We start from the raw sequence: 25,835 nt of genomic DNA, 5'->3' as shown, positions 1-25,835 counted from the left end.
GATTCTTGATATTATGTGTAACATAATTTAAACACGACTATTTCTAGGATAAGAAATGAATATCAATATCCATTTCAAAAAAGCAATTTTATCGATTAGCATCGCATTACTGTTAAGTCACAATGTAATTGCAGGGGAAAATACACAGTCGGCTCAACAGCTTCCTACGATCATCGTTAAAGCAGAGGCTACTGATAATACGACTTTGTCGAATGGTCAAGTGAGTAAAAAAAGTCAACTCGGTATATTAGGTAATAAAGATGCACTTGATACACCATTTAGTATTACGAGTTACACCGCTAAGTATATTGAAGATCAACAAGCAACCTCAATCGCAAAAACATTGAAAAATGAGCCTTCTGTACGTAGTGTATTTTCGGGAAATGGGCTTGGTGAATATTTTAATATCCGTGGTTTCTACACCCAAAGTCACGAAATGGCTTGGAATGGACTATTCGGTTTAGTGCCGCATAACCGTATACCAACAGAGTTCTTAGAACGTGTTGAAGTATTTCGTGGAACGAGCGCATTGCTTAATGGTATGTCCTTAGGTGGTGCAGTTGGCGGTGTCATTAATGTTGTACCAAAACGTGCTGGTCAACAAGATATTACAAGAGTAACGACAACTTATACTTCCGATAGTAATTTGGGTTTACATCTTGATGTAGGCCGTCGTTTTGGTGATGAAAAACAATTTGGTGTGCGCGTCAATGCTCTAAAGTCTGGTGGTGATACTGCTTTAGATGGTCAAGAAGAAGACCGGACTTTAGGCTCTATTGCTTTAGACTATAAGGGAGATAAACTTCGCGCCAGCCTCGATCTATACGATATTAATGAAAAAGTTGATGGAGGCATGCCATTAATGGTGAGTTTTGCCTCCGCAGATATTCCAAAAGCGCCAGATTCAAAAATTAACACCCAACCTGGTAGTTATGCTCATACCAAAGCAACTGGGGTGATTGCCAATGTACAGTATGATTTTCTAGATGATTGGACAGCATATACTACAGTGGGGACCAAAGACCAGAAAAGTCATGGGGTAATTGCCAACAATGCTTTAGGCATGGCTGCAAAACCTAATGGAGATTATACCGCTATTTCTCGTATGAATGCTAATGATACCGATGTTAATGCAGCAGAGGCAGGTGTTCGTGGAAAATTTACAACTGGACAAATCAAGCATGAATTGGTTCTAAGCGGTAACAGGATTGATCAAAATACCTATATGGGATTAAGTGTTGGCACACCTTGGCAATCCAATATTTATAATCCTAAGTCCGGTACAAATGCAGCAAGACCAGCTAATGTACCTAAAATTTCTGAAACAAAACTATCGAGTGTTGCATTTGCAGATACTTTGTCTGTTTTACAAGATAAATATCAGCTTATTTTAGGTCTACGTGAGCAACGTGTAGAATCACAAAGTTTTAGTATTAATCCTGCAACGAATGCCTTAAATCCTGCGTATAAAGAAAGTGCCTTGACACCAGCGATTGGGATTGTATTAAAACCTTGGGGGAATCATTTATCGCTTTATGCAAATTATATGGAAGGCTTATCACAAGGTGATACTGTTTCGGATACCACAGCAGCTAATGTGGGGACAGTATTTAAACCGTATAAATCAAAGCAATTTGAAATTGGTACAAAATGGGATTTGGGTAATTTTAGAAATACCTTGAGTTTCTACCAAATTACCAAGCCAAGCTTGATTAAAAATACGACAACGAATATCTATAGCGATGATGGTGAGCAACGCAATCGTGGTGTGGAGTGGACTACAGCTGGGGAGTTGGTTGATCATCTCCGTTTACTGGGTGGAATTTCTTATCTTGATGCAAAATATACAAAAACGGCAGGTGGGGTATACCAAAATAATGATGTGATGGGAATTCCACACTGGCAATCCAATCTTGGTGTGGAATGGGATGTGCCTCTGCAACCAAATTTAACATTGTCTGCAAATAGCGTATATACAGGCAGCATGTATGCAGATAATGCTAATACACAAAAATTGCCAGATTGGGTTGTTTTTGATTTAGGTGCACGTTATGCCACTGTTATTGCACGACGTAATGTTGTGTTCAGAGGAGGCATTGATAATATCTTTGATAAAAAACATTGGGCAGGTGTATGGAATGGCTATGTTGGGGTAGGCGGAGATCCTCGTGCATATAAGTTATCAATGCAGATAGATTTTTAATTCTATTTAAATATTAATGTATTGGAAGATCTATGATGTCCCATCATTCTAAACCTTGGCTGTTGCTGATCAGTACCTATACAACACAATATATCGGTATTGCCTTTATGATGTCTGCCACCTTTGCCATATTACGGCAAAGTGGTATTGCACTGGATAAATTAGCATTATTGAATCTGATTGCGCTTCCAATGCTGGGTAAAGTCTTATATGCGCCATTTGTTGACAGCTTTAGATTATTAACTCAAGGGCAGTATCGAAGTTGGCTTCTTTTTGCACAGTTGTGTATGACGGGGCTACTGCTGGCGTGTGGCTATTTAGATGTACATAAGCAATTTCCAGTCATGCTGGTACTCTTTATTGTTTATAGCTTGTTTATGAGTATTCAAGATGTTGCTATTGATGGTTTAGCGACGAAGATTTTTCAAGCCTCTGAACGACAATTTGCTAATAGTATTCAATATGCTAGTAATTTGTTGGGTAATATTATTGGTGGTGGTTTACTACTTATTTTATATCCATGGTTACAATGGAAAGGCGCATTTATTATATTGGCACTTTTAACTGCTGTAACTTGGATTCAGCTATTATTTTATCGAGAACCTGAAGATAAGTTTTTCAATCCGCATCATAACGTTTCTTCTCAGTTCAAAAGTTTAGCTCAGCAACTCAAATTATTTATAACAAAACACAAGTCTTGGTTTGTGTTGTTATTTATTTATCCAATTGGTTTCACTGCTGTATTTGGAATCCTAAATCCATTATTAGTCGATGCAAAGTGGTCATTGGTTGATATTGGTTTTGCCACCAAAGTTTTTGGTTCCATTATTGGTATCTTATCGGCATTCCTTGCCACGATTTTGATCAATCAATTACAACGTAAAAAAGCACTGATTACGCTGACGGTCATGCAAGGTTTGACCTTGCTGCTATTTGTTCCTTTGACCTTGGGATACACCTCAAAACTCATGGTGTACTTGGCAATATTTGGCTATTTCATTGCCAATCCAGGACTAATTGCGACGATTTCTACACTCATCATGGATCGTGCTGCCAATATGCCAGCAAAAGCAACGTTCTTTAGTTTGCAACTTAGCCTTGTGGTTTTTATGGGGTTTGTATATTCAGCACTGGGTTTAACGCTGGCCCAACATATTGGGTATACCGCGGTCGTGCTACTGACCTTTTTCTGTGCTTTAGCTGTTGCAGCATTGGTATGGAAAATATTGCCATCTGATGCTGAACATCCAGCACATTAATCCTCAAGATTTATCCCATTTTATATTTTTATTTAGGAATTAGACGGCATCATGACACATTTGACCACGATTAATGATCAAGACCGTAAGCTTGATATTATGGATCATGTGAATCAGGACCATCGTAAGGAGCTTCTGATCATTGCTCAAAACTATGGTAAAAACAATGATATTCATGATGCTGTGATTGCAGACATTTACGAAGAAGGTATTTTGTTACACACTCAAGTTCCATCTTCATCCATCAAACAAGATTTGTTTATTCATTTTGAATTAAAAGGTGATTTAGAAGAGCAGATTTTATATTTGGCTTATAACTCATTTGCCAAACAAAAAATTGAGTTCAGCAATAATGCCAAACAGTTTTTTGAAGTGGTGGCCAAGTCACAAGTCAGTCCAAATATCACACGTCTTACCATTAAAAGCCAAACACCATTGCCAAATTATTATGCAGGTTATGCTTACGGTTTTATTTTAAAAATATTAGAAAAAGCACCTGTGGTTCAATCAAAGACCTCAAACCAAAGCGGCACATTAAAAAATTTATTTGATCGGGGTTTTTTATGGTTGATGAAGCATTTATCGACACAAAAACGTCAAAAACTCATAGAAAGTATGAATAAAGATGTTCGTCTTTATACTTTAAGAAAAGCCTTTTCTTATGGTTCAAATCATGAGGATTTACATTTTGGCTATGTCGACATCTTTACACATGGTGCCAGTCCAGGAAGCCAATGGATACAACAACTGAATACGGGTGCTTTAATTTCCAGTCGTACCGAAACCGACGATAAGCACGAGCATTTACATGAAGGGCAAGCTGTTCTGATTGCGGATGAAACTGCATTTCCAGCGCTTGCAGGGATTTTAGATTTTTGGAAAAACCCGATTCCACCGATTGTAATTTTACTCAGTGCTGATGCTGCGGATTTTACTTATTTTGATGATTTTTGCTTTCCCGAAAATAGCAATCTTCAAAAAATTACTGGATCAGTGAATGAGCAGGGTAGTCAAACCATGGAGCTTTTAAAAAAATTTACCAAGTTAGATCAGGTATGGGGGGCTTTAGAAAATAACGCAGCAAAACAGATTCGACATTATTTCCGTAATGAACGCAAACTTGCAGGAAGAAATAACCACATTAAAGGGTATTGGCGTTTAGATCAGAAACATTAAACGCGCATGAAGTACCAACGGATTTTCTAAAATTTTAAGATTTGAATGCTATGAATATTTTAAAAGACATCTTCCTGCCTGTATTAAAACTGGCTTTGCCCTTAATTTTAATCCAGATTTGTCAGGCTTCTTTGGGCGTGATCAATACCATGGTGGCAGGTCGTTATCATTATATTGATCTGGCTGGAATTGGTTTGGGCAGTAATATGTGGACGCCTGTATTTATATTATTTACAGGGATTTTATATGTGCTTGTTCCCAAAATTTCTGCCATGCAACAAGGGGCTAAACACGAGATTGCTGCACTGATACAACAAGGTAAAAAAGTGGCATTTTTATTGTCAATTTTTGGCTTTATGTTGATTCAGGTGTTGGCGCTTTTATGTCCTTGGTTAATTGAAAACCCACAAGTGGCGAGCATTGCCAAACAGTATTTGCATTTTGTGGCTTTTGGTGTGCCTGGACTGGTATATATGACCTTATTCAGATTTATCAGCGAAGGTCATAGCTTACTTAAACCAATTATGCTGACTTATCTCATTCTATTGATCTGTGATGCTTCACTTTGTGTTGCATTGGTCAATGGCATTGATTTTATTCCTGAAATGGGTGGAGCAGGGACAGGACTCGCCACTGCCATCAGTGCTTATATTGCCTGTTTTTGTATGTATCAATTGGTGGCGAAAGCTGTTCCAGAACTGAAAACAACACAAGTGAAGGTCACTATTCAACAAAGTTTAGGATTGTTCAAGCAAGGTTTACCCATTGGTATCACCTTGGTACTACAAATTCTAGCTTTAGCAACACTGGCTTTTTTTGCGTCACAGCTTGGGGCAAAGGCGATTGCAGCACATCAGATAGTGATTAATATTGCTATGTTGATTATCATGATTCCAATTGCTATTAGTAGCGCAACTACCATTCGGGTGGCGTATTTTTCTGCAACCCATGATTATCAGTCCAAGATTGCCACCAGTGGCGCTGTAGTTGTCATTACCCTGATTTATGGCGTACTCATTGCGGGACTTTTAATTGCTTTTGCAACATCACTGACAGGTTTATTTAGTAAAGATGCTGAAGTATTAAACATTGCCACTGGCTTAATGTCTTTTGTGGCAGTTTTCCTGATTTTTGATGCGCTCCAAACAGTGGCATCTGGTGTGCTTCGTGGTTTGCAGCAGTTTATGCAACCACTTTTTGTGATTCTGTTTTGTTATTGGTTGGTGATTATTCCACTGAGTTATTCGATGGGGGTTCGTGGATGGCTTTATGAACGTGCTAATGTAGATGTAATCTGGCTGGTGCTGACCTGTGGAATCAGTTTGGCAGCAATATTATTGGTGATTCAAAGTTATCGCTATTTAAAGAAGGGTGAATTACCAGTTGATGATACCATTTCAACCTGATTCAGTTTTAAAACAAAAAATATTGATCGTTAGCGCTATAGCGGATGTGAAAGCATCTGCTTTTTTTAATCTGTTTGAATAGATTTTGAAACCATTGATAAGATTTGTATTGCCCTTAATGTAGGGGTAGGCGATTTATTGGTTTTTAAAAATATTAATGAAAATCATATTGTTGAATAGTGTTTTAGTCACAAAAAAATGCCTTAGTCACAAATTACGATTGAGAAAGAAAAATAGTGGATCATTGTCATCTAAAGAGAGAAAAATTGACCTTAAATACTTAATTTTTTAGAGTGTTTTTTGTACATAATTTCAAATCATTTAAGGTCAATTGAGCTCATTTTTCTATCGTGGGCACAATTTGGTCACAAAAGTTTTTTAATATGACTCTGTGATATTGATAATACAAATACAATCACGGCTTTATTAAGAAGAAAAAACCATATAAATCAAAAAGAAAAAGCCCCAATCTTTCGACTGAGGCTTTTCAAAATCTGGAGCGGGAAACGAGACTCGAACTCGCGACCCCAACCTTGGCAAGGTTGTGCTCTACCAACTGAGCTATTCCCGCGTGCCGCTTATAATACATTAAGCAAATCAAGGGTCAACCACTTTATGCAAATAATGCTATTGATTGCATAAAATAAAATCATATTTTTTCCGTTAGGGCTTGAGTTACTCAGTTTACGTGTCTTTATTATGAGTTTTTCAGCGTTTTAGCCATAGGCAGGTTATACTTCTATTCATCTTTCTATGCCAATAGGTGGCTATGATGGCTTTAGAACAACAACTGATTGAACGTTTAAATACATTGCAACCCACGCATCTTGAAGTGATCAATGAGTCTTCAGGTCACGGTGGCTACTTCCCAGGTAAAGAGAGCCATTTTAAAGTGGCGGTGGTAAGTCCAGTTTTTCAGGGATTGCGATTAGTGCAGCGCCACCAAAAGGTATATGCAGTAGCAACTGATCTGATGAGTCCAGGTAAAATTCATGCTTTGGCGATTCATGCCTATACACCTGATGAATGGCAAGGCCAAGTCCCAGATAGTCCTGAATGTGCACATGCACCCAAAAATTAATCGACCCGATAGATTTAGATAAAAATGGATACACATTTATTCGTTGTGATTATTCACATTGTTGGTTTAGTGTTGGTGGGTCTGGCAGTATTGTTTCGTTCTATGCCGATATGGATGAATGCACGAGATCAATCTGAATTTTCCGCGCCAAAAAAAATCTGGATTGCTCTACAACATCTGGGTTTTACTGTACTCGTTGTGTCAGGAATTGTTTTGTTGTATCTAAACAATTTTCAAATACAAACGTGGTTTTATGCCAAGATCATTTTATTTTTAGTGATGCTTTCTGCATTAAATAAAGCATTTAAAAAGGATCAATCTATTTTACTGGTACAACGTCGTGCAGGTTTAGTCATTGGTTGCGTGGCTTTTGTTGCCGTATTAGGATTGGTGATAATAAAACCAGTTTTTAGTTAATTGTTTGACATTCTTTACATTTATATTTGTGTGCTAGGTTAAACTGTAAACAAGTTTGAAAAAATAGTGATGAGGGATAGCATGTTTACACGGGTGGTATTTAACCAAAAAGGTGGTGTGGGTAAATCGAGTATCACCGTAAATCTGGCAGCAATTAGCGCTCAGCAAAATTTAAAGACACTGGTCATTGATTTGGATCCTCAGGCGAATTCAAGCCAATACCTTTTAGGTGAACAGGCAACCTATTCCGCAGATAAAAATGCTTTAGAACCGAATATTGAAAACTTTTTTGACGATGTATTGGGTAATAACCAGCAAAAAGGTCTGATTGGTAATGCCATAGGTTCAATCTTAAAATCACGATCAAAAGGTCTGGATAGCTATGTGCATCGTACTGCCTTTCCAAAGCTAGATGTAATTCCAGCCAGCCCAACGCTCGGTACATTAGAACATGCACTTGAAACCAAGCATAAAATCTATAAATTACGTGATTCTTTACAACAATTGAGTAATCAATATGATCGGATTTATATTGATACACCGCCAGCTTTTAATTTCTTTACCCTGTCGGCATTGATAGCCGCAGATCGTGTGCTGATTCCATTCGACTGTGATGTTTTTTCCAAACGTGCGTTACAAACTTTGATTGAAAATGTGATCGAAACCCAAGATGATCATAATAATAGTCTGGAAATTGAGGGTATTGTAGTCAATCAATTTCAGGCACAGGCAAAATTGCCAAGAGAAGTGGTCCAACAGTTAAAAGATGAAGGTTTGCCCGTATTAAATAGCATGTTGCCGCCTTCGATTTTAATGAAAGAATCACATCAGAAAAACTTACCATTGGTTCATTTGTCACCAGAACATAAACTGACACAAGCGTATCAGACCCTGTTCTCAGAAATTGAACCTAAATAATTTGAGAAAAGCGATGAAAGGCTTATATTTAGTTACTCTGGTAGCATTGACGGTATTGCTGGGTGCCTGTGCTACAACGGTTAAACCAACGTATGTATCTCCTGCCCAGTACCAGTCACTCAACTGTCAACAATTGCAAAGTGAATATAATCGTATTCAGCTCTATATCGAAAATGGCGTACAAACACCAAAACGTACAGGTGTTGGTTTAGGCGTTGGACTTGGTGGAGGTTGGGGACGAGGCGGTTGGGGCTTTGGTCCAACTGTTTCCGTAAATATGGGACAATCTTCTGATACGAAAAATACCGAACTTTCACGGGTTTTAGGCCAGCAGGAAGCGATTGTGCAAGCTGCACAATTTAAAAACTGTCCCATTATTGTGAAGAAAAATGCCAGCTAGAACATAGAAAAAGAGTCCTGTTTTGTGGTTTTGATGCAACGGGACTCAATAATTTTTTGTCAAAATGTTTCATAAAATATCTTTTTTAATCAATTGTATAGTTTCTTTTTATGGTTTTTTCTAGATCAATTCATGGGTTCAACAGCCAATAAAACTTGTCAGTTAAATTCAATTTCATATAAGGTGTGCCCACCTTCTTTACGATGGATACTCTATGATTGAAAGCTGGTTTTTTGTATTGGCGATGCTTGCAGTGCTTCTTATTCCTGGACCAACCAATGCGTTGTTTGCCAGTGCTGCTCATCATCAAGGAATTACAAAAACTGCTTCTTTTATTCCTGCGGAATGGTTAGGTTATTTGTATGGCATTGCGATTTGGGCATTATTAATTCATTTAGGACAGCCGATCTGGCCAGCACTTACTCCAATTCTGCATCTTGTTAGTGCTTTGTATGTGATTTGGCTGGCTTTTAATTTATGGAAAAGCTCACATTTACAGAAACATAGTCAAAGTCATAAAGCAATTCGACCTAAACAGGTGTTTTTTTCGACATTAAAAAATCCTAAGGCTCTTTTGTTTGCAGCGGGCATTTTTCCACCTGAAACGTGGGATTCACTGCAAAGTGCAATTTTAGTTTTAGCTGTATTTAGTTTAATTCTATTTCCTAGTGCATGGTTCTGGATGGTATTTGGTCGTGCCTTACTCGCAGGAAATATTAAGGGTTTAAAAGCCGATCGTTTATATAAAGGATCGGCAATGTTGTTGTTGTTATGTATGTTACCCGTCATTTTTCGGTTCTTTTGATGTTACTTTTTAGAGTTCAGAACTTGACGTTTATGACTAAATTTCTGGCGAATAAACGCAATAATTCCAGGCAATACGCTCAAAATAATAATCCCAAAAATGAGGTGAGTGAAATTATCCTTAACCATTGGCATATTTCCAAATAAATATCCCAGTGTAATAAATGAAGCCACCCAACATAAAGCACCAATTACATTATAAGTGAAGAAAAACTTATAATTCATACTGCCTGCGCCAGCCACAAATGGAGCAAAGGTCCGTGCAAAAGGAATAAATCGGGCAAAAATAATAGTTTTACCGCCGTGACGTTCAAAAAACTCATGAGTTTTGGTCAGATGTGCTTTGTTAATAAAACGTGAGTTAATTTCAAATACACGCGGTCCTATAAAACGACCAATATGATAATTCAGCGTGTCGCCCAATACCGCTGCAATAAACAGTAATATCCCTAAAACCCACGGATCCATTGCGCCTGTAGATGCCGCTAATGCACCTGCAGCAAATAGCAAGCTATCACCTGGTAAAAAGGGCATGACCACTAACCCTGTTTCCACAAAAATAATCAGAAACAAAATTGCATATATCCATACGCCATAATTGCGAATAAACTCGAGCAGATGATCATCAACGTGCAAAATAAAATCAATAAGTTCCATGACAGGCTACAGCGCAAAATTGTGATCAAATCCTAGCAGTGCCGTGTCTGAAAGTCAGTATCAATAGGTAAAAAGTTACATCTTTTATTGTCTTTTATTTGGAACGATACGTCTAGAAAATGAATATTTATTGCAAAAACAAACCAGCTTAAGATGGCCTCATCAAAACAACATAATTTGAAATCAATCTAAAGGGCAAATGTTATGTTTAATCCAAATATCGTTGTAAGAAACATGGTTAATCAATCTGGCGCAGATTCTGTTATCTCACTGATCGCACGAATTCTGATGGCTTATATTTTTCTAGTTGCAGGCTGGGGGAAAATCACGGCTTATTCAGCAACAGTAGGCTATATGGAGGCAATGGGTGTACCAGGTGGCTTACTACCTTTAACCATTTTAGTTGAATTTGGCGGTGGTTTAGCCTTGTTATTTGGTTTTCAGGCACGTTTTGCAGCCTTAGGATTGGGCATTTTTAGTATTATCACCGCATTTATTTTTCATACAGGTGATGATCAGGCACAAGCCATTAACTTTATGAAAAACTTTGCCATGTCTGGTGGCTTATTTTTCTTGATGTTGCATGGCGCAGGCAAGTTTAGTCTAGATGCCGCAATTGAAAAATAAAATGTGGAAAAGTACAAGGTAAACTTTATTTTACCTTGTATTACAAAACTCTAGCCGACATCGTTTTAACTTTCTGTTTAGATAACTCTGAAAATATTTAAACCTAGAGAGAATAATGAAAAAATTAATACTTAGTGCCTCAGTCTTGGCTACCGTGGTTTTATCTTCCCATACATTTGCAGGTAAAGATGATCATGTAATTATTCAGGAAGCTGCAAAGAATATTGCAACGGTGCAGCAAGTCGCCAAAATGAAAGATGAAACTGGCGTGACGCTGACAGGTCAAATTACCAAACATATTAAAAGCGACCATTATGAGTTTAAAGATCGTTCTGGCACGATTAGTCTAGAAATTGATGATGACATTTGGCGTGCAGCAGGTTTAAAAGTGGGCGATCATGTTCGTGTCGTGGGCGAGGTGGATACACATCGCTATAAACCAACAGATATCGAAGTGGTAAAAATCGAAAAAATTCAGCATTAAAGAGAAGGCACTGATTCAGTGCCTTTTTTATACTGTTTTTATTCAAGTTTTTGGCAATGGAAAGAACGTGCGTGGCATCGTGAAAAATGCTAGAATATTGCGCTTCTCTCGTTGCCTTGCATAGTTGCGTAATCATGACAACCAATACCCACATTACTGATGATCGTATCTTGATTCTGGATTTCGGATCTCAATACAGCCAGCTGATTGCACGTCGTGTACGTGAAGCAGGTGTATATTCTGAAATGTATGCTTTTGATATGTCTGAAGAAGACATCCGTGCTTTTAATCCAAATGGCGTGATTTTGTCAGGTGGGCCTGAAAGTGTGCATGAGGAAGGTAGTCCGCGTGCGCCTCAAGTTGTATTTGAACTTGGTGTACCTGTATTGGGAATTTGTTATGGTTTTCAAACCATGTCTGAACAGTTGGGCGGTAAAGTTGAACCGGGGACTGTGCATGAGTTTGGCTATGCAGAAGTTGATATTCAACAACGTGACCAACTGATTGGTAATTTGCAGGATCGTGAAGATCAACTGCATGTCTGGATGAGTCATGGTGACAAAGTAGGGCGTTTACCAGAAGGTTTCCATACAACAGCGAGTACACCAAGCTGTCCATATGCGGCAGCATCTGATGAAACCCGACGTTTCTATGGTGTTCAGTTCCATCCTGAAGTGACACATACTGCCAAAGGTGCAGAGTTGCTGTCTAATTTTGTCCATAAAATTTGTGGATGTGGTGGCTTATGGACACCAGAACACATTATTGATTTACGTGTAGAGCAACTTCGTCAGCAAATTGGTGATGAAAAAGTTTTACTCGGTTTATCGGGTGGTGTCGATTCATCGGTCGTTGCTGCATTGTTGCATAAAGCGATTGGTGACCAGTTAACATGTGTATTTGTAGACAATGGTTTACTTCGTCTAAACGAAGGTGATCAAGTGATGCAAATGTTCGCAGATAACATGGGAATCCGCGTCATTCGTGCCGATGCAGAAGAGCGTTTCCTCACTGCGCTAGCGGGTGAAGTGGATCCAGAGAAAAAGCGTAAAATCATTGGTCGTGAGTTTATCGAAGTATTTGCTGAAGAAGCGCGTAAACTAGATGGCGTAAAATTCCTTGCGCAAGGAACGATTTATCCTGATGTGATTGAATCTGCTGCCAGCAAACAAGGTAAAGCGCATGTGATTAAATCCCACCATAATGTCGGTGGTTTGCCAGAAGATTTAGCTTTTGACTTGGTTGAGCCGTTACGTGACTTGTTTAAAGATGAAGTTCGTAAGCTGGGCACAACACTGGGTCTTCCACACAGCATGATTTATCGTCATCCGTTCCCTGGACCAGGTCTGGGGGTACGTATTTTGGGTGAAGTGAAGAAAGAATATGCAGATATTCTTCGTCTGGCTGATGACATCTTTATGCAAGAGCTTCGTGCCAGCGGTTGGTATGATAAAACTGCACAGGCCTTTGCGGTATTCCAACCTGTAAAATCTGTAGGTGTGGTGGGTGATGGCCGTCGTTATGCATGGGTGATTGCACTTCGTGCTGTGGAAACGGTTGACTTTATGACTGCACGTTTTGCTCATCTCCCTTATGATTTGGTTGATAAAATTTCAACGCGTATCATGAACGAAATCAAAGATGTTTCCCGTGTCGTTTATGACGTGTCATCTAAGCCACCTGCTACGATTGAATGGGAGTAATTCAGGGCTTTCAAAAAGCTAAGCTTTTTGCCTGAATTACGCCAAGAGCTGTGCTCGCGGCAGAGGGCCTTCAAAAGGCAACGCATTTTGCCGATTTTACACCAAGCGCTCTGCGTGTGGCAGAGGGCTTTCAAAAAGCTTGAAGTGTTTGAAAGACTATTCACATCATTCAAAAAAGGCCGACTTTTCCAAGTCGGCTTTTTACTGTTTTATGATGAATTTTAATTTTAAAAATTGATTTATATTGAATAATTTTAATCAATGAATCTGTTAATCACGATTAGCTGAAATGAATTTAAAAATCTTATTCACTTGTAACGGCCTGCTAAAAATAAAAGACTAAATTTATAAGGGCTTGGTTACTTTGTGAGTAAGTTAGGTACTTATTGTCAATAAAAGAGCATTCCAAACATTTTTTTATATCTTAATATCTTAAAGCAAGATTGGGTAAATTAATAATTTCATTATTTAACAATGCATTAATATATGTTTAAAAGTTTTAACTTGATAAAAGATATTTTAAGATATATCTTAATATGTATAAATTAATCAGTCTGGGAAAATAAGATGAAACATGCATCTGATCATCATTGTGAACCCTCTTCCTCTCATGATGTCCCGCAACGTCCAGGCCGTCGTGGACGTTTATTTGAATCCGGTCGCATGAAACTTCTGGTTTTGCATCTGATTCAACAAAGCCCCAAACATGGTTATGAAATCATTAAAGAAATTAGTGACTTAGTCGGTGGTGATTATAGTCCTAGTGCCGGCACGATTTATCCGACATTGACCAATCTGGAAGAAATGAAGCTGATTTCATTGCTAGATACGGAGCGTAAGCAGTATCAGGTGACTGAAGAGGGCACGGTGTATTTAAACCAACAGCAGGACATGCTGACTGCGTTATTGGAAAAACTACGTTTGAGACGTGAAATTCATGGCAATGATCAACTCATTGATATTCATCGTGCGATGGAAAACCTCAAAACAGCGCTGCGTCTTAAACTGAATGTTGCAGATTTAAAAGCAGAACACATTCATCAAATTGCAGAAAAGATTGATCAGGCGGCAGTTGAAATTGGCCGTTTGTAAAATTGAAATGACATTGGAATAGATCGAGAGCAAATATGAAACAACATCAATATCATGTAACCGTACAACACCTTGCCGATGCAAAAGGTCATGCATCAACTTATGATGAAAATATCGAATTTGATGTTGGGAATCATGATGATATTTTCAAAATTGTGGAACGCTTAAAAGCTGCAGAGTTTTTTGATGAAGACACAACAAAAGCGTTTGCCGTAGGTCTAAAACTATTTTTAGAAGTGATCATGACACATCGAGATCATATTCTGTTTAAAGAGTTTGAGCCTGCGGTTAAACAATTTATGAAAAATTTAAAACAGAACGTCAAGAAAGATACCTAATCGTAATGAGCAAACGAACATCGTGAGTAATCAGCATGCAAAATGAACCTATCATGATCATTGGCAAACTTCCTAAGCTTCCTGCAAAATTTGCCGTTTTGCTGATGCCGTTATTTCTCTCAGGACTGATGAGCGGTACGATTTCCATGATTAATTTATGGAAAAATATTGGCTGGTTTGAGGGGTTTTTCACAAAGTGGGTGGATATCTGGCTATTTTCCTGGATGATTGCATTCCCTACCGTACTTGTTTTTCTCCCATTGGTGCGCCGTTTGACTGGTTTATTGGTAGATTTAAATCCACCTTATCCTCCTAAATAATATTTTAAGCTTTGAAACGAGTCATGGGTCCTGATAGGGGCTTATGAACGTTTATTGATATTTTTTACATGACTTCAATCATGATCTGTCTACTTTTATTCGCACATTGACAACAAAAACAAAACTATTATTGTCCTATATAGAGTATTCAGCGTATTAAGATAAGCATAGGTTTAAGCGAATTGGCTGGCTAAAATCAAAACAATGAAATGATGTTGAAAAGACATCCTGAACTGATCATAACTTTAGGATAACAAAATGACCAATACGAATTATACGGAAATCTCCGACTCGCAGGATTGTGAAACTTATATTAATCAATTTATTCAGGATTTTCAGATTCGCAGTGCTGAAATTGGCAAAGGTACAATCATCAAGCGTGCATTGCCAAGTCGGCAAAAACGTATGATTGGTGCGTGGTGTTTTCTGGATCATGCAGGCCCTGTGACTTTTCCTCAAGGCGATGGTCTGGACGTAGGGCCGCACCCGCATACGGGCTTGCAAACATTTACTTGGATGATCGAAGGCACCATGATGCATACCGATAGTCTAGGAAGTAAACAACTTATACGTCCGTATCAGGTCAATTTGATGACCGCAGGACATGGTATTTCACATACTGAAGTTGCTCCTAAAACTGAAACCAAAATGCATGCAGCACAGTTGTGGATCGCGTTACCCGATGAAAAACTAAATATGCCGCCACAGTTTGATCATTATCCAGAACTACCTAGAACTGAACAGGATCAGATTGAGTTTACGATACTGGTTGGTGAATTTATGGGGGAAACTTCGCCTGTTGCTGTACATACACCGTTACTCGGTGTCGATATGACTGCACAAACAGATAGTCACACTCGCATTCCACTCAATCCAAAATTTGAATATGGCTTTTTGGCATTGGATGGTCATGCACAGGTCAATGGCCATGAACTGACGCAAGATAACATGCTGGTATTAGAGCCTGGGCTAGAGCATATTGAGATTGAAATTCCAAAAGGTCATCGGGTATTGCTTATTGGTGGTGAACCTTTTGAAACTCCGATTCTGCTGTGGTGGAATCTGGTGGGACGTACCACTGAAGGTTTACGTGAAGCGCGTGAACAATGGATCAATCATGACCCTCGCTTTGGTGAAATTCCTGATTATGACGGCGCACGGCTCGAAGCCCCAACATTCCCTGATCAAATGAGAGCATCCAAATGAGTGTGATTGCACGTAGTATTGTTAAAACGGATCCTGCACCGTGGAAGGGTGAAATTACCAGCGGTAAACACCATTTTATTACCGATAAACCTGAAGCTTTTGGTGGGCATGATACTGGGCCTGCACCTTATGATTTTCTTACGGCAAGTCTGGCTTCTTGTACCATGATTACCTTGCGTATGTACGCGCAACATAAAGAAATCGACTTGGGCGAATTTAGTGTGGAAGTGGATTTTTTTATGAATAAAGAACAACAGGAATGGATAGAGCGCCGTGTAACCTTTAAGAATCCATTGTCTGCTGAATTGCAGGAAAAAGTGCTGAACGTTTGTAGCAAAACTCCAGTAACTAAGACTTTATTGCGCAGTCTGGAAATAAAAACAACATTAGGTTAGTTACGTTGTAATTAAATGACTGTATCGTTTAAGCCCATGCCATTGTCATGGGCTTAATGCTATAACGATACTTGAAAATAATGGCGAGAAATAGAGCAGAATATGTTGACTTTACATCATTTGGAACAATCACGTTCCTTTCGGATTTTATGGGCTCTGGAAGAGTTAGAACAAGACTATCAAGTTAAATATTATAAACGCTTACCGACATTTGCAGCGCCACCTGAACTTAAACAGATTCATCCTTTGGGTAAAGCACCAATCTTACAGGACAATGAACGCGCGATTGCCGAGTCAGCGGTGATTTTGGAGTATCTACAAAGTCGATATGACCATCAGCATCAATTTAAGCCTCAAAATACTGAAGATGCTTTTCAATATCTGTATTGGATGCACTATGCCGAAGGTTCATTAATGCCACTTCTAGTGTTTCAATTGGTGATGAATAATGTGGGTAAAAATGTACCTTTTATCATTCGTCCTATTGCCAATAAAATTACCGATGGCATTAAAGCAGGCTTTATCCGTCCGCGATTAAAAGACCACATTGCATTTTTGGAGGACTATTTATCCTCACACGATTATTTTGCAGGAAATTTTAGTTTCGCGGATATTCAGATGAGTTTTCCACTAGGCGCTATATTGACTCGTACCACAGGCCAATATCCCAATATTCAGGCTTTCTTAAAACGTATTCAGGCACGGGCTGCTTATCAGCGCGCTAAACAAAAAGGTATTGAATAATAACGTTAAAGTCAGGCACGCCCTTGCCGAAGTTGTGAAGGGCGGTAGCCGTAATATTGTTTAAATCGGGTACTAAAATGGCTGGCTGAGCTAAAACCGCATTGCAACGCGATGTCTGTTAAATCATTTTTGCTGGATAAAATCAGAGAATGTGCCTTGTGTAAACGTTGCTGTAATACATATTGATGGGGTGAAATGGCCGTTGATTGTTTAAACATATGGGCAAAATGATATTCACTTAATTGGGATTGTTCTGCCAGATCCGCAAGGGTAATGGTTTGGTCGAGATGTTGTTCAATCCATTGTTTAATATGTTTTAGCAGATATGGAGCAAGCCCCCCTTTTATACGTGGAAGTTGCCACTGTACATTGCTGTAGTGTTGTAACAGATGATTAAGTAATAAATTGGCAGTGCTACTGAGTTGTAAATGGTTGCTAGGTTCCTGCCAATCGCAACCTAATAAAAAATGTCGATACAAGCTACTCACTTTAGTATCTGCGACAAAGCTTTGTTCCTGAAGTTGAATCTGTGCAGGTTCTCTGTCCCAGATTTTGGTTGCGAGGCTGCGCAAATGCTGATCGGTATAGTACAAATGTACAAAACTGAGGTCACCTCTGATATCCCAAGTGGACTCTTGTCCTTGGGGCATTAGACAAAAGCGATCGGGTGCGCCCCCATTACGCCAACCATGGGGTGTTTTGCGATAACTTTCATAACCGCCTTTTACATAGAGGCTCAAAGTATGATGATTACTGCATACACTGACCAGATCATGTTGATTTTTCCACGCTGCAATTTGCATTCCCGAGCCGAGTCGAACTGTTTCAAGCAGTTGGGTTTTATGCTGTTGAAGTTGCTCAAGAGTCTGGTATTTCATTGTAAGATATTGATTATTTCAGCATTCAGAACACAGGATTAGTTTACCTAGTTTTGCTCTCATCACGCACCTAAGCTCATCAAAAAACCGCAAGATTATGTAAGTCAAACAAAGTCCTGAAAGCAGATAAAGCGCATTTATTCCACACTCTTTCTAAACAAGAGGGGTGTGGTAATGAATGCGCTGTTATACATGCTAGTGGTCTTCATTTTTGGAACAACATGGATTGCGATTAGTGCACAACATGGCCATATTACACCTGTTGTTGCAGTATTCTGGCGTTTTTTTATTGCGGCTCTAATCCTATTTACTGGGTTATGCGTATATAAACGTTTAAAAAAATTGACATTTATGGATCATCTATTTTGTTTATTGCAAGGCTTGTGTATTTTTGGGCTTAATTTTATTTGTTTTTATAACGCAGTAGCTTATGTCAATAGTGGACTTGAAGCGGTGATTTTTTCAATGGCAGTGATTTTTAATGCCTTGAATAGTTATTTATTTTTTAAGCAACGTATTTCAGTTTATTTTATCCCCGCAATAGTGTGTGGACTGCTCGGAATGTTAGCCTTATTTTGGCATAACTTAACGGCAACCGAGATCCACGGGCACACGATTTTTGCTATTTTACTATGTGTATTGGGGACTTATGGTTTTTCTTTGGGCAATATGATCAGTCTTCGTCATCAACGACATGGACGAGATGTGTTGAGTACCAATGCCTATGGCATGCTGTATGGAGCGACTCTTATGGCAATCGCTGCGGTACTGCGTGGGGAGGACTTTTTTCCTACATCATCAGGGATTGCCATCAGTGCTTTATTATATCTGGCAGTTGTGGGATCAGTGATTGGGTTTAGCGCTTATTTTCTGTTGGTTGGGCGCATAGGGGCGGGACAAGCGGCATATACAACGTTATTATTTCCCTTGGTGGCTTTGACACTGTCCACTTTTTGGGAAGGATATCAATGGACATGGAGTGCAGGATTAGGCGTTATTTTAATTCTGTTAGGAAATTTCATTTTATTTTACCGACCGCAATGGATTTTAAAATTGCCATATCGGCTTAAAAGCTTAAAACATCAATGAGAAATAGCATTTGTCATTTATTTTGAATAATTTCTCGTCAATATGCATCTTTTCGAGCAAGCTTTAGATAATTGATATTTTATGAAATTAATGACTAGAAATATGACTTTTTTGTCTTTGGGTGTCTGTGCTGTTTTAGCTTTAACGGCTTGTAATGATTCAAATGATGATCAAAGCCAGAATACACCGCCGACTCAAACCGATCAGCGTGATCAACGGTTTTTAAATGCGAAAGCAGGTGACATTCTTCAGGTACAAATTGCCGATCTAATCCCTACACAAGGTGCTGTTGGCTATGACCAGATTTATTATAAATTGGGGCGCTGGCAAGGGGACTGGAATCGTCAGACTTGGCAAGCGGATGCAAGTAACCAACTCACCTATTTAAATAAAACGATCGGTAAAAAATTTAGTGATTATTGTGAGGCGATTGGGGCGAAAAGTCGTGATGACTTTAATAGTATCGATCAACTTAAATCGGCAAATTTAAAGCAGCTGGATAGTTTTGGCTGTGCTGAAAAGCCAGGTACAGAAACCGCTGATTTGAAGACGGTGGTGATTGGCTATGATGGTCGTTTATATTTGACAGATGGTCATCATACCATGACTCAATTACGTGAATTGCCAGATGGCGGAGAATCTCTAGCGGTTTGGGTGCGTGTTGTGGACAATTACAGCGATATCAAAACGGCAGATGAGTTCTGGGCGAAAATGGTGAGTAATGGCCGTGCATGGTTGCGTAATGGGCAAAACCAAAATATTACCTATCAGCAGTTACCCAAAAATCTCGGACTTCAATCCGTTACCAATCCGACAGGAATGGAAGAAAATCAGTATCGTTCACTGATGTATTTTGTCCGAGATATTGGGTATAGCAAACCTGACAATGCAACTGACTTTCTGGAATTTTTATGGCAAGACTGGTTAGAAGCTCAGGTCAAAACAGGCATTGTGCAGCCTTTAAGCTTTTATCATCTTGATCCGAAAACTTATGGTGGGGCAGATGTACTGGCAAGTACCACCATCAAAAAGGATTTAACATTGTCAGGTAGTGCCACTGGTTATACTGCTGCCGTTGCCAATTATGCTTTATTAATCGGGACCGCGGCACCAGAGACGGTGATTTATCAGGATCAGACTGCAAAGAGCTTGGGCAGCTTAAACTTACAGAAAAATGCTGATAAAGGTTCAGTATCAGCCGATGCGATTAGCACTTTTGATGAGCTGAATCGTGATGAAGTGAAAAAAGATGGCACACCTCGATCTGGAGGCAGCGTCTGGTATGCTATTCATTATCGTGAATGTGGTCAACCTACTACGGGGACGTGTTGGGGTTGGTAATCATTTAAATAAAAAAGAACGCGAACTGCGTTCTTTTTTATGATATGGATCTTTTATCGTTTTACGAGAATAGAGTCAATACCACTATGTTGCAACGTTTGCTGTGCTGCAACCGCTGCTTCTTGAGAATCATAAGGTCCAGAAACAACGCGATACCATGTTTTTCCATTTTCTACACTTTTCACTACATCGGCAGATAAACCATTGAGAATGATTTCTGCACGTCGAGCATCGGCACTGTCTGGATCAGGATAGCTACGGACTTGCAAGATATAGCTTGCTTGGTGAGGTTGTTGTACGCTTTCTTCGGCTGCAACGGCAGCAGTAGGATCGTTACTCACAGGTGCGCTGGTTTCACGTGGAGCCTCTACAATCACCACAGGTTGTTGTGGCTTAGTTTCTGGCACGGCTTGTTCTGGAATCGGAGTGACTTGTTGCTGTGGTAGTAAATCGTAGAAACGGTAGTCATGATTGGTTTCTTCTTCCTGATAATGTGGAGAAGTCACTTCATTTTTGGTTGAAACAGGTTTCCACGGTTTCCATAGCATCAGCACTACGGCAATGCACATCAGAACCAAAATAGCCACTAATGTTCCTAACCACTTTGGAATCAGTGGTTTTTTCGGTTTATTTGGTCGCTCAGATACACCGCGCTGCGTTTTTCCAAACACGTGAAATCCTCTTCAAATTAGGTCATCAGACCAAAACAGGTAGTGGTCTGAGGTGCAAGTCAAACGATAGATGATTTACATTGATGCAGGCGCAGATACGCCAAGCAATTCTAAGCCATTGCGCAACACTTGTTGTACATTCACTGACAACAAAAGACGAGCTTGTGTTAATTCTGCATCATCATTCAAGACTTTATGTTCATTGTACCAGCCATGAAATAATGCTGCTAACTCTTTCAAATAGTTGCCAATTTGATGGGGTTCGTAAGCATTTGCTGCACGTACAATAATATCTGGATAGGCTGCCAATTTCGATAGAATTTCTGTTTCTGCATCTAGTTCCAGACGTGAAGCATGTTGACGTGCTTGAACTGCATCAAAGTTAACATTGCTCGTAGCTGCTTTTTCCAACATACGACAGATACGTGCATGTGCATATTGAATATAATACACCGCATTGTCCTTGCTTTGTGATACAGCCAGATCTAAATCAAAGTCAATATGTTGTTCAGATTTGCGCATTACGTAGTAAAAACGTGCTGCATCATTACCCACTTCTTCACGTAGTTCACGTAAAGTCACAAATTGTCCAGAACGTGATGACATTTGTACCATTTCACCACTACGCCATAGGCTTACAAACTGAACCAGAAGTACAGTGAGTTTGGCAGAATCATAACCCATCGCATCAATCGCAGCTTTTACACGTGCGATATAACCGTGGTGATCTGACCCCCAGATATCCACGATATGCGTATAACCGCGTTGTAATTTATCTAAATGATAAGCGATGTCAGAAGCAAAATAAGTGGTTTGACCGTTACGACGTTTTACTACACGATCTTTTTCATCAGCAAATTCAGTTGATTTAAACCAGATGTTACCGTCTTTTTCATATAGAAAACCACGTTGATCCAGTGTTTGCAAAGCTTCTTCGATTTTATCGGCGAGAGATGCTTCACTAAACCAACGATCAAAAGTTACGCCAAAATCAGCAAGGTCATCTTTAATATCATCCAAAATAGCTTTAAGCGCTGCCTGATGAAATACACGATAACCTTCACCCAGTAATTGTTGTGAGTTGGTGATCAGGCCATCAATATGTTTTTCTTTATCACCCGAAAGGACAACTTTATTGCCATCTGTATCCAGTTCAGCTGCATATTGCACATCTTCTGGTACATCATTATAAACATCGGCTACCGCACGAACGTAGGTTTCTGCATCCTGATCGATAATACTTTGTGCAATTTCCTTAACATAATCGCCCTGATAAGCATTTTTAGGAAAAACCAGATTCTGTCCAAGTAATTCCAAATAACGTAAATAAGTCGAAGTTGCCAAAATATCCATTTGACGACCTGCATCATTGACATAATATTCACGATCGACTTTGGCACCCGTTGCTTCTAGTAAATTCGCCACGGTCATGCCATATGCAGCACCGCGACCATGTCCGACGTGAAGGCTCGAGGTTGGATTGGCCGAGACAAACTCAACCTGAATTTTTTGTGCGCCATTTGCCTGACTGCGGCCAAATTGCTCCTTTTGGGCCTGAATTTGGTCTAGCACGGCATAGCGCTGATCCGCATTTAAGAAAAAGTTGATAAAACCTGGCCCTGCAATTTCAGCCTTAGTAATATCTGCCACTGCTGGTAAGTGAGCCAAAACCTTTTCAGCCAAATCACGTGGCTTCATACCCGCAGCTTTTGCTCCAACCATAGCTATGTTAGAAGCAAAGTCACCATGACTTCGGTCTTTGGTTCGGGTTAACACACTGTTGTTAGTCCAATCCGAAGGAAGAATCTCAGCTTGCTGAAGAGATTGCACGGCATGATCAAGAGCTGCTTGTATGGCGGTATTCATATCTATCTAAAACGAATGTTCGCGGAAAAACGCTAAATATAGCAAATTTTGTCTACTTTAGGTGAGGCTGTTTTCTCTCCAAACCGATTTAATTTAAGGAGAGGGATTAATGGGGAGGATTGAATGTTTTATTTTAGGCCATTTTTGATGTGAAACTGGTTTATAGAGTTATTCAGTATATTGATTTTAAAGGGATATAAATATTTGCATGATATATTTTGACGGTCTTCAAGTTTGCAATATCTTTTTAAAAGTCTTAAGTTTTTGAGGTGCAAAGAGCTTAAATAGATTGAAATCGGTTTTAGTGTTCAGCAGAAATTGAGTTTGTCTCATTTTGTCCTCCTCATTTAGATAGGAGATCGGTTTTATTTTTTATAAATCCCACTCTTTTTTTGCTTATTTTTATTTATATCTACAGTGCCTATGTCATCGATTTCGGGATTAAACGCTTTTTCACGAAATCATGAACCCCCTTTATGAGCTGTTGTAAAAGGGTGTGATAGCCTGTTACTAACAATACTACGCTAACACCATAGATTTTAAAAACAGATGTATTAAGCAAAGGCATAATTATTATCAATAGAATAAAATAGTTAGAGTTGCAAAGTACATCCGAGCGCCTTTTTTGTGTCTTCCTCAGAATATAAAAACGAAGCATGAAATGAATAAAAAATGATCTTATTTGAACATAAAATGTTGTCTACAGCACTATCAATTTTAGAAATACCTATTTTGCTAAAAAAGGGCGTAAGCTATAGCGAACCGATGATTTAAATGAATAACCGTTCAGCACTTGAGCTGAACAATGAGATAGGCAATGACCGCTGAAAATACGACCCAAAAACATCCACTTTATATTCCTTATGCTGGCTATACCCTTCTAGAACTCCCACTACTCAATAAAGGTTCGGCTTTTTCTCAAGAAGAACGAGGCCATTTTAATTTACATGGTTTATTGCCACATGTGATTGAAACGATCGAAGAACAGAGTCAACGATCTTATCAACAGTTCACAGCGTTTAATGACGCGATCAATAAGCACATTTATCTACGAAATATTCAGGACACGAATGAAACTCTGTTTTACCGTTTAATTGAAGATCATTTAGAAGAAATGATGCCTATTATTTATACCCCGACAGTTGGAGAGGCATGTCAGCGTTTTTCTGATATTTATCGCCGTCACCGTGGGGTATTTGTGTCTTATCCAGACCGTGAACATATTGATGATATTTTGCAAAATATTAATCGACGTAATGTTAAGGTTATTGTGATTACGGACGGTGAGCGTATTTTAGGATTGGGTGATCAGGGCATCGGGGGAATGGGGATTCCGATTGGTAAGCTCTCACTTTATACCGCGTGTGGTGGTATCAGCCCTGCTTATACTTTGCCAATTACCATTGATGTTGGAACCAATAATCAACAATTACTCAATGATCCATTGTATATGGGTTGGCGTGAACCGCGAATTAGTGGTGATGAATACTATGATTTTATTGATCAGGTCTTAACTGGAATTCGTCGTCGCTGGCCACATGCACTGATTCAGTTTGAAGATTTTGCACAAAAAAATGCCATGCCGTTATTAACGAAATATCGCGATAAATTCTGCTGTTTTAACGATGATATTCAAGGTACTGCTGCAGTATCGGTGGGAAGTTTAATTGCAGCAAGTCGTGCTGCGGGTAAACAACTCAAAGATCAAATTGTAACTTTTCTTGGTGCCGGTTCCGCGGGATGCGGGATTGCAGAACAGATTGTTGCTCAAATGATTGCTGAGGGTTTAAGTGATAGTGAAGCCCGAGCTCGTGTATTTATGGTGGATCGTTTTGGTTTGATTACAGAGAATCAGCCAAATTTATTGGATTTCCAGCGAAAACTTGCACAAAAAGCCGAAGTGATTTCAGACTGGGGCAATGTAGAAGAGGTTATTTCTTTACTGGATGTGGTGAAGCATGCTCAACCGACAGTATTGATTGGTGTCTCAGGTCAGCCGGGTCTATTTACGCAAGAAGTGATAGAGGCACTGAGTGCAAATTGCGAACGTCCAATTGTTATGCCTTTATCCAACCCAACTTCACGGGTGGAGGCGGTTCCTGCTGATATTATTCAATGGACCAATGGTCGTGCATTGATTGCCACTGGCAGCCCTTTTACTCCAGTCAATTATCAGGGGCGATTGTATAATATTGCACAATGCAATAACTCTTATATTTTTCCAGGGATTGGTTTGGGCGTGATCGCGTCTGGCGCGAAACGTGTGACTGAAAATATGTTGATGGCATCCAGTAACGCATTGGCCGATTGTTCACCATTGCTACAGAATTCTGAAGCTGATTTACTTCCACCACTTTCTGACATACAGAAAGTCTCCAGAGTAATTGCATTAAAAGTTGCACAAGCTGCGATCGCAGACGGTGTCGCTGTTCCTCTGAGTGATGAACAAATTCAGATCAATATGGAAAAAGAATTCTGGCAACCTGAATATCGAACATATAAGCGTGTACCATTTTAATTTGAATTTATTTCCAAACTAGATTGATACCTGATTAAGAAAAGAGCTTCGGCTCTTTTTTTGTTTATTCTGCTAAAAAAAATATAAAAATCCGACAAGACTATTTTTTATTCATTTTTTAAACTCAGGACTGATTTATATCAATAAAATTATAAATGAAGAAAATATGATGTTAAATAATCTTCCTACTTTATTAGAACACTTAGGTTTAGGAACCCTACACCGCACTCTTCATGTCCAAT

At 39.2% G+C, this 25,835-nt stretch carries 25 protein-coding genes, 1 tRNA gene and 1 pseudogene; 22 read left to right on the top strand and 5 right to left on the bottom strand.

Translation table 11 applies throughout. The features are described 5' to 3' along the window. Nucleotides 1-55: 55 nt before the first annotated feature. From IAE20_RS14975 to IAE20_RS14955, 5 genes and pseudogenes are all read left to right on the top strand, one after another. Nucleotides 56-2,203 (top strand): TonB-dependent receptor, encoded by a 2,148-nt coding sequence (locus IAE20_RS14975; RefSeq protein ID WP_200482831.1) that lies wholly within the window; start codon nucleotides 56-58, stop codon nucleotides 2,201-2,203. Between the two features lie 35 nt (nucleotides 2,204-2,238). Beyond that, nucleotides 2,239-3,462: an MFS transporter gene (locus tag IAE20_RS14970; protein ID WP_200482834.1), complete on the top strand. Its 1,224-nt coding sequence runs from the start codon at nucleotides 2,239-2,241 to the stop codon at nucleotides 3,460-3,462. Between the two features lie 51 nt (nucleotides 3,463-3,513). Continuing rightward, nucleotides 3,514-4,638 (top strand): siderophore-interacting protein, encoded by a 1,125-nt coding sequence (locus IAE20_RS14965; RefSeq protein WP_200461735.1) that lies wholly within the window; start codon nucleotides 3,514-3,516, stop codon nucleotides 4,636-4,638. Nucleotides 4,639-4,688: 50 nt separating this feature from the next. Beyond that, on the top strand, nucleotides 4,689-6,044 hold the full coding sequence (locus tag IAE20_RS14960; RefSeq protein ID WP_200482832.1) for an MATE family efflux transporter: 1,356 nt from the start codon (nucleotides 4,689-4,691) through the stop codon (nucleotides 6,042-6,044). Nucleotides 6,045-6,122: 78 nt separating this feature from the next. Further along, nucleotides 6,123-6,224 (top strand): annotated as a pseudogene (locus tag IAE20_RS14955) (helix-turn-helix domain-containing protein); the annotation flags it as partial. Between the two features lie 315 nt (nucleotides 6,225-6,539). On the opposite strand, the gene IAE20_RS14950 reads toward IAE20_RS14955, so the two are convergent. Beyond that, nucleotides 6,540-6,615: transfer RNA gene (locus tag IAE20_RS14950), tRNA-Gly, on the bottom strand. 201 nt (nucleotides 6,616-6,816) lie between these two features. On the opposite strand from IAE20_RS14950, the gene IAE20_RS14945 reads away from it, so the two are divergent. The 5 genes from IAE20_RS14945 (at nucleotide 6,817) to IAE20_RS14925 (ending at nucleotide 9,665) form a co-directional block, all read left to right on the top strand. Beyond that, entirely contained in the window at nucleotides 6,817-7,125 is a 309-nt protein-coding gene (locus IAE20_RS14945; RefSeq protein ID WP_200482915.1) for a BolA family protein, read from the top strand. A 24-nt stretch (nucleotides 7,126-7,149) separates the two neighbouring features. After that, nucleotides 7,150-7,542: a SirB2 family protein gene (locus IAE20_RS14940; protein ID WP_200461938.1), complete on the top strand. Its 393-nt coding sequence runs from the start codon at nucleotides 7,150-7,152 to the stop codon at nucleotides 7,540-7,542. Nucleotides 7,543-7,623: 81 nt separating this feature from the next. Further along, nucleotides 7,624-8,460, top strand: coding sequence for a ParA family protein (locus tag IAE20_RS14935; RefSeq protein WP_200482916.1), 837 nt, complete (start codon nucleotides 7,624-7,626; stop codon nucleotides 8,458-8,460). Nucleotides 8,461-8,473: 13 nt separating this feature from the next. Beyond that, the gene (locus tag IAE20_RS14930) at nucleotides 8,474-8,860 is read left to right on the top strand and encodes a hypothetical protein (RefSeq protein WP_200482917.1); all 387 of its coding nucleotides are present in this window, start codon (nucleotides 8,474-8,476) and stop codon (nucleotides 8,858-8,860) included. Nucleotides 8,861-9,074: 214 nt separating this feature from the next. Next, on the top strand, nucleotides 9,075-9,665 hold the full coding sequence (locus IAE20_RS14925) for a LysE family translocator (RefSeq protein ID WP_200461935.1): 591 nt from the start codon (nucleotides 9,075-9,077) through the stop codon (nucleotides 9,663-9,665). Between the two features lie 2 nt (nucleotides 9,666-9,667). On the opposite strand, the gene IAE20_RS14920 is transcribed toward IAE20_RS14925, so the two are convergent. Then, complete coding sequence (locus tag IAE20_RS14920) at nucleotides 9,668-10,321, bottom strand: DedA family protein (protein WP_200461934.1); 654 nt, start codon at nucleotides 10,319-10,321, stop codon at nucleotides 9,668-9,670. Nucleotides 10,322-10,525: 204 nt separating this feature from the next. Between IAE20_RS14920 and IAE20_RS14915 the strand changes: the two genes are divergently transcribed. The 9 genes from IAE20_RS14915 to IAE20_RS14875 all read left to right on the top strand — a co-directional run bounded on the left by IAE20_RS14915 (nucleotide 10,526) and on the right by IAE20_RS14875 (nucleotide 17,230). Further along, entirely contained in the window at nucleotides 10,526-10,948 is a 423-nt protein-coding gene (locus IAE20_RS14915; protein ID WP_200482918.1) for a DoxX family protein, read from the top strand. Between the two features lie 115 nt (nucleotides 10,949-11,063). Continuing rightward, nucleotides 11,064-11,432, top strand: a complete 369-nt coding sequence (locus IAE20_RS14910; protein WP_200482919.1) for a NirD/YgiW/YdeI family stress tolerance protein — start codon at nucleotides 11,064-11,066, stop codon at nucleotides 11,430-11,432. A gap of 134 nt (nucleotides 11,433-11,566) precedes the next feature. Then, nucleotides 11,567-13,135 (top strand): glutamine-hydrolyzing GMP synthase, encoded by a 1,569-nt coding sequence (gene guaA, locus IAE20_RS14905; RefSeq protein ID WP_200461931.1) that lies wholly within the window; start codon nucleotides 11,567-11,569, stop codon nucleotides 13,133-13,135. Between the two features lie 567 nt (nucleotides 13,136-13,702). Further along, nucleotides 13,703-14,227: a PadR family transcriptional regulator gene (locus tag IAE20_RS14900; protein WP_200482920.1), complete on the top strand. Its 525-nt coding sequence runs from the start codon at nucleotides 13,703-13,705 to the stop codon at nucleotides 14,225-14,227. Nucleotides 14,228-14,262: 35 nt separating this feature from the next. Beyond that, on the top strand, nucleotides 14,263-14,565 hold the full coding sequence (locus tag IAE20_RS14895) for a DUF3861 domain-containing protein (RefSeq protein WP_200461929.1): 303 nt from the start codon (nucleotides 14,263-14,265) through the stop codon (nucleotides 14,563-14,565). A gap of 35 nt (nucleotides 14,566-14,600) precedes the next feature. Continuing rightward, nucleotides 14,601-14,885 (top strand): DUF2798 domain-containing protein, encoded by a 285-nt coding sequence (locus IAE20_RS14890; RefSeq protein ID WP_200482921.1) that lies wholly within the window; start codon nucleotides 14,601-14,603, stop codon nucleotides 14,883-14,885. Between the two features lie 258 nt (nucleotides 14,886-15,143). Continuing rightward, nucleotides 15,144-16,091 carry a pirin family protein gene (locus IAE20_RS14885; protein WP_200482922.1) on the top strand — a complete coding sequence of 316 codons (948 nt, stop codon included), beginning with the start codon at nucleotides 15,144-15,146 and terminating at the stop codon, nucleotides 16,089-16,091. Further along, complete coding sequence (locus IAE20_RS14880; protein WP_200461926.1) at nucleotides 16,088-16,486, top strand: OsmC family protein; 399 nt, start codon at nucleotides 16,088-16,090, stop codon at nucleotides 16,484-16,486. Before IAE20_RS14885 ends, IAE20_RS14880 begins: the two co-directional genes overlap by 4 nt. Before the next feature lie 102 nt (nucleotides 16,487-16,588). Continuing rightward, a complete protein-coding gene (locus tag IAE20_RS14875) occupies nucleotides 16,589-17,230 on the top strand; it encodes a glutathione S-transferase (RefSeq protein ID WP_200461925.1) in 642 nt (213 codons plus the stop codon). A gap of 11 nt (nucleotides 17,231-17,241) precedes the next feature. Here IAE20_RS14875 and IAE20_RS14870 read toward each other — a convergent pair whose 3' ends face one another. Continuing rightward, nucleotides 17,242-18,108, bottom strand: a complete 867-nt coding sequence (locus IAE20_RS14870; RefSeq protein ID WP_200482923.1) for a helix-turn-helix domain-containing protein — start codon at nucleotides 18,106-18,108, stop codon at nucleotides 17,242-17,244. A gap of 174 nt (nucleotides 18,109-18,282) precedes the next feature. On the opposite strand from IAE20_RS14870, the gene IAE20_RS14865 reads away from it, so the two are divergent. Continuing rightward, complete coding sequence (locus IAE20_RS14865; RefSeq protein ID WP_200482924.1) at nucleotides 18,283-19,197, top strand: DMT family transporter; 915 nt, start codon at nucleotides 18,283-18,285, stop codon at nucleotides 19,195-19,197. A gap of 81 nt (nucleotides 19,198-19,278) precedes the next feature. Then, complete coding sequence (locus IAE20_RS14860) at nucleotides 19,279-20,538, top strand: ParB/Srx family N-terminal domain-containing protein (protein ID WP_200482925.1); 1,260 nt, start codon at nucleotides 19,279-19,281, stop codon at nucleotides 20,536-20,538. A 53-nt stretch (nucleotides 20,539-20,591) separates the two neighbouring features. On the opposite strand, the gene IAE20_RS14855 is transcribed toward IAE20_RS14860, so the two are convergent. Continuing rightward, nucleotides 20,592-21,209, bottom strand: a complete 618-nt coding sequence (locus tag IAE20_RS14855) for an SPOR domain-containing protein (RefSeq protein ID WP_200482926.1) — start codon at nucleotides 21,207-21,209, stop codon at nucleotides 20,592-20,594. A gap of 75 nt (nucleotides 21,210-21,284) precedes the next feature. Continuing rightward, entirely contained in the window at nucleotides 21,285-23,075 is a 1,791-nt protein-coding gene (gene argS, locus IAE20_RS14850; protein WP_200482927.1) for an arginine--tRNA ligase, read from the bottom strand. Between the two features lie 817 nt (nucleotides 23,076-23,892). On the opposite strand from argS, the gene IAE20_RS14845 reads away from it, so the two are divergent. After that, nucleotides 23,893-25,593 carry an NAD-dependent malic enzyme gene (locus tag IAE20_RS14845; protein WP_200461919.1) on the top strand — a complete coding sequence of 567 codons (1,701 nt, stop codon included), beginning with the start codon at nucleotides 23,893-23,895 and terminating at the stop codon, nucleotides 25,591-25,593. Nucleotides 25,594-25,835 lie beyond the last annotated feature (242 nt).

The organism is Acinetobacter sp. S54 (genome assembly GCF_016624945.1).
Taxonomy (GTDB): domain Bacteria; phylum Pseudomonadota; class Gammaproteobacteria; order Pseudomonadales; family Moraxellaceae; genus Acinetobacter.
The sequence above is the reverse complement of the archived record's forward strand: the minus strand, read 5'-3'. Positions and strand labels throughout refer to the sequence as shown.